Origin of the sequence: Anaerococcus sp. (assembly GCF_022770135.1) — a bacterium.
Taxonomy (GTDB): domain Bacteria; phylum Bacillota; class Clostridia; order Tissierellales; family Peptoniphilaceae; genus Anaerococcus.
This window is the reverse complement of sequence record NZ_JALEIL010000081.1, coordinates 1-5024: the sequence shown is the minus strand read 5'-3', so window position 1 is coordinate 5024 and position 5024 is coordinate 1. Positions and strand designations below refer to the sequence as shown.

The window sequence follows — 5024 nt, the reverse complement described above, 5'->3', positions numbered from 1 at the left end:
AATGAAGATTCAGCCATGAGATTGATAGGCGCAATCCTCATTGATATCAATGAGGATTGGATAACATCTTCTAAAATATATATTAGAATGAAATAGTAAATATTGTACTAGTTTAATTACACAATATTATGGACTTGACTCCTTCTAGCATTAGAATATAATATCCTCAATTCTAACTTAAGATGAAATTTATAAAATAATTTAATATTTTGCAAAATACCAGCTCGTATTTTGCGATTTAAGGCTTTTTAAAAAATTAGGCATATAAAATAGTATTCCTAAATTCATACTTAATATGATAATAAGATGACACCTTGACTCATTACTATCAATTTTTTACAAAAAACTCTGAGTAATAGAAATATAATTTACTTATACCAATACGATTTATTATAAACTCATTTAATATAGAACTACTTACTCTCCATAATGTATTTAATATAAATATATAATAAAAAGACTACCAAATTAATGGTAGTCAGTTAAAATACAATATTTATTTAGCAAAATCAATCACTTTAGACTCTCTTAATACATTAACCTTGATTTCTCCAGGATACTCTAATTCTTCTTCAATTTTCTTTGCAATTTCTCTAGCAATTACAATCATTTCATCATCGGAAACCTTATTTGGTTTAACCATAATTCTTAGTTCTCTACCAGCTTGTAGAGCAAATGATTTCTCAATTCCATCGAAGGAATTAGCTATTCCTTCAAGATTTTCAAGTCTTTTAACGTATTTTTCTAAGCTTTCACGTCTTGCTCCAGGTCTTGCTGCTGATATAGCATCCGCTGTTTGTACTAAAATTGATTCAACACAATTAGGTTCAACTTCGCCATGGTGTGACTCTATGGCATTAATTACATATTTATTCTCGCCATATTTATTTGCCATTTCTACACCTAAGCTAACGTGGGTTCCTTCTTGTTCACGATCAATTGCTTTACCGATATCGTGTAATAGGCCACCACGTCTGGCTATTTGTGGATTTGCACCTATTTCTTCTGCAAGCATTCCTGCAAGATTTGCTACTTCGACAGAGTGCTTTAGAATATTTTGTCCATAAGACGTCCTAAATTTCATCTTACCAACTAATTTAACTAGCTGAGGATGTAAGTTTACAACACCAGCTTTATCTACAGCCTCTTGTCCATCTTCCATAATCCTTTGTTCTACTTCTTCATCTGCCTTGTTAATCATTTCTTCAATTCTTGAAGGGTTAATCCTTCCATCTTGAATCAATCTCTCGAGGGCAACCTTTGCGACTTCACGTCTTACAGGTTCAAATGAAGATATAACAACAGCTTCTGGTGTATCATCTATTATTAAATCTACTCCTGAAGCTTGTTCAAAAGCTCTTATATTTCTACCTTCACGGCCTATAATTCGACCTTTCATTTCATCATTTGGTAGCGATATAACCGAAACTGTGTTCTCAGCTACTTGTTCTGCCGCATACCTTTGAATTGTTGTTGCTAGAATATCTGTAGCTATTTTTCTACTTTCAGCTTTTACTCTTTCCTCAGCTTCTTTAATAAGTTTAGCTGATTCGTGAATAGTTTCGCTTTTAACATTTTTAAGAATTATTTCTTTTGCTTCATTATTGGTGAGTCCAGCGATGTTTTGTAATTCCAATTGCTGTTCTTCAATCAATTTATCAATTCTGTCTTCTTTTTGTTTTAACTTTTTCTGATCACTAGAGATCTGATCAGACTTTTTGTCAATCAATAAAGATCGATTGTCTAAGCTTTCTTCTTTTTTCAACAGACGAGCTTCTCTTTTGTCAAGATCATTTCTGGTCTGTCTGAACTGCTCTTCATTTTCAGATTTTAATTTAGATATTTCATCTTTAGCTTCAAGAAGGGTTTCTCTTCTTAAGACTTCTGCCTGTTTATTAGCATCTTCGATTATTTTTCTACTGAGTTCTTCAGCTGAGCCAATCTTAGCCTCACCAGTTTTCTTACGATAAAGATAGCCAAAATAAAAAGCTAACAATACGAAGGCGACAGCTATGATAAGAATAACGATTGGGTTAATACTTTCAAACATCATATCACCTCCTAATTTAGGAATTATTATTCCTATATCATTATACCATAAAATAGATTATATACGAAAAATATAAAACTGTATTTATGAATTTACATTTTGATTTTATTTTTTATTTGATATAATCCTAGCAGGTGCTCCAACAGCTGTAGAATTATCATCTATATCCGTAAGAACTACCGCATTAGCTCCTATTTTGACATTATTTCCAACTTTAATATTCCCCAAGAGAACAGCACCGGCACCTATCATGACATTATTTCCGATAGTTGGATGTCTTTTAGTTTTTTCGTTTGACACTGCTCCTAATGTTACGCCATGATATATCAGACAATCATCACCAATCTCGGCAGTTTCACCAATTACTACACCCATACCATGGTCTATGTATAGGCGCTTACCTATTTTGGCTCCAGGATGAATTTCTATACCTGTCTCCATCCTGGATTTATAGGCGATTTCCATAGCTTCATATAAGTTTCCATCTATAAAAAGTTTATGGGCAGACCAATGATATAATAAGGCTCTTATACCTGGTGAAAAGAGGGCTGCTTCCTCCCTACTTCTGAGTGCTGGATCCCTCTTTATAGCATTTTCTATTAATTCTTCCTTGTATTGTTTATAGTTATTCATTTTCGTATAATTCTGTAGATAAATATCTCTCGCCAGTATCTGGTAGAACTGTAACTACTGATTTTCCTTCGCCTAATCTATCAGCTATCTCAATTGCACCACATACATTTGCTCCTGATGAAATACCCACTGCAAGTCCCTCATCTTTAGCTAATCTTCTGCTCATTTTAATTGCGTCATCTGATGCTACGTCTACAATTCCATCCACTATTGAAAAATCTAAGTTATCTGGAATAAAGTTTCCACCGATACCTTGTATCTTGTGGCCACTTGCCTTGCCACCTGAGAGTAATGGACTTTCTTTTGGTTCAATAGCGTATATTTTTACGTTTTGATTACTTTCTTTTAGTCTCTTACCAACTCCTGTTACGGTTCCACCTGTTCCTACACCTGCTATAAAGGCATCTGGTATTATTTCTTCAAGGATTTCAGGTCCTGTGGTCTCATAATGAGCTTTGATATTAGCAGGATTTGAGAATTGGTCTGGGAAGAAATATCCTTTCTCTTCTGATAGTTCTTTAGCCTTATCATATGCTCCCTGTAAGGCTCCTTCTGTAGTTCTTATAACTTCAGCTCCGTAAGCCATAGCAAGTTTTGCTCTTTCTATACTCATAGATGCTGGCATAGTTAGAATTAACTTATAGCCCTTTGCAGCAGCTAGGGCAGCAAGGGCGACACCAGTGTTTCCGCTAGTAGGCTCTACAATAGTTCCGCCCTCTTTTAATAGTCCCTTCTCTTCAGCATCTTCGATCATATATAAAGCAATCCTATCTTTAATAGAACCTGCAACATTGTTTTTTTCTACTTTTACATATATGTCAGCTCTTCCCTCTTTTTTGAGAGATTCTAGCTTAAGTAAAGGTGTATTACCTATTAATTCTTTAGCATTATTTTTAATTGTCATATTTATCCTTTCATTTATTCTAAATCTCTAACGACATTGTATTTATACCCTTAATATTAATTTTCAACACAAAACATTTTATTTAGTTAAGTCTAGATCGCTTTAATATTTAATATTAACAGGGTATTCGTCTTAGATGAAATAAAACTATATGAAAAAAGACAAACCCAATTAACGAGGTTTGTCTTATCATTCAGAAATATAATTATATACTAGTCTATTTCATTTGACTTTGTACTTCTTTAGCAAAGTCTTCTTCTTTTTTCTCTAAGCCTTCACCAACTTCGAATCTAGCAAATCTTCTGATTTTGATGTTTTCTCCAACATCGTTTGCTGTATTTCTAAGGTATTCTTCAATAGTGATGTCAGGATTTTTAACAAATGGTTGGTCTAGTAGGCATACTTCAGAGAACCATTTTTTCATTCTTCCTTCAACCTTTTTCTCAGCTATCATTTTTTTCTTATCTTCTGGCATGTTATCATTTGCTTCATTAATAGCTTGATTTACAAGAATATCCTTTTGCTCAGCTACAACTTTTTCATCAGCATCATCTTCAGAGATGAATAAAGGGCTAACTGCAGCTATATGCATAGCTATGTCTTTAGCAAAATTTTTAACTGTATCAGTGTTTGCAGAGAAGTCAGTTTCTGTGTTAATTTCAACTACAACTCCTATTTTATCGTTGTGAATGTAAGATCCAATAACACCTTCAGCAGCAATTCTACCAGATTTCTTATCTAGTGTTGCTTGACCTTTTTCTTTAAGGAGCTTTTGAGCTTGATCGATATCACCATTAGCTTCTTCTAGAGCTTTTTTACAATCCATCATTCCAGCGCCAGATCTTTCTCTTAATTCTTTAACTAATTTTGCACTAATTGCCATTGTAATCTCCTTAATTTTCTTCTGTTTCGTCTAAGTTTTGTGATTTTAATTCTTCCGCAGCTTCTTTTATTTCATCATCAGAAACTTCTTCAACAGTTTCTTCTGTATTTTCTTCTGTTTCGTTAGCTTCATCTTCTACGAAATCTTCTTCAGATGCGTCGAATTGGCTTCCTTGGTTGGCTTCTACAACTGCATCAGCAATTACTGATGTTATAAGCTTAACAGCTCTAATAGCATCATCATTTCCTGGGATAGCTAGGTCAACTTCATCTGGATCGCAGTTTGTATCAACAATAGATATAACTGGTATTCCAAGAATTTTAGCTTCGTGAACAGCTATCGCTTCTTCACCTGGATCTACAACAAATAGTAGGTCTGGAAGATCTTCCATTTCCTTGATACCACCAAGGTTCTTTTCTAGTCTGTCCATTTCTTTTTGATATTGTAGAACTTCTTTTTTAGGTAAAAGATCGAATGTTCCATCTTCTTCCATTGCTTCATATTTTTTAAGCTTGTTGATAGATTGTCTAATTGTCTTGAAGTTTGTAAGCATT

General features: G+C 33.7%; 5 protein-coding genes. All 5 read right to left on the bottom strand.

Annotated features, from left to right (window positions below):
* Nucleotides 1–496 precede the first annotated feature (496 nt).
* The gene (gene rny / locus MRZ08_RS03700) at nt 497–2053 is read right to left on the bottom strand and encodes a ribonuclease Y (RefSeq protein WP_297379355.1); all 1557 of its coding nucleotides are present in this window, start codon (nt 2051–2053) and stop codon (nt 497–499) included.
* A gap of 102 nt (nt 2054–2155) precedes the next feature.
* The gene (gene epsC / locus MRZ08_RS03695) at nt 2156–2683 is read right to left on the bottom strand and encodes a serine O-acetyltransferase EpsC (RefSeq protein ID WP_297379353.1); all 528 of its coding nucleotides are present in this window, start codon (nt 2681–2683) and stop codon (nt 2156–2158) included.
* Complete coding sequence (cysK, locus tag MRZ08_RS03690) at nt 2676–3587, bottom strand: cysteine synthase A (RefSeq protein ID WP_297379351.1); 912 nt, start codon at nt 3585–3587, stop codon at nt 2676–2678. The genes epsC and cysK overlap by 8 nt, the downstream gene beginning before the upstream one ends.
* 217 nt (nt 3588–3804) lie before the next feature.
* Nucleotides 3805–4470 (bottom strand): translation elongation factor Ts, encoded by a 666-nt coding sequence (tsf, locus tag MRZ08_RS03685; protein ID WP_297379349.1) that lies wholly within the window; start codon nt 4468–4470, stop codon nt 3805–3807.
* Between the two features lie 10 nt (nt 4471–4480).
* The coding region (gene rpsB / locus MRZ08_RS03680; RefSeq protein WP_297379347.1) for a 30S ribosomal protein S2 at nt 4481–5024 on the bottom strand (544 nt) is incomplete at its 5' end.

Excerpts from the sequence above, each read along its gene's own strand:
- rny (WP_297379355.1), bottom strand. The coding sequence starts at position 2,053 with ATGATGTTTGAAAGTATTAACCCAATCGTTATTCTTATCATAGCTGTC.
- epsC (WP_297379353.1), bottom strand. The coding sequence starts at position 2,683 with ATGAATAACTATAAACAATACAAGGAAGAATTAATAGAAAATGCTATA.
- cysK (WP_297379351.1), bottom strand. The coding sequence starts at position 3,587 with ATGACAATTAAAAATAATGCTAAAGAATTAATAGGTAATACACCTTTA.
- tsf (WP_297379349.1), bottom strand. The coding sequence starts at position 4,470 with ATGGCAATTAGTGCAAAATTAGTTAAAGAATTAAGAGAAAGATCTGGC.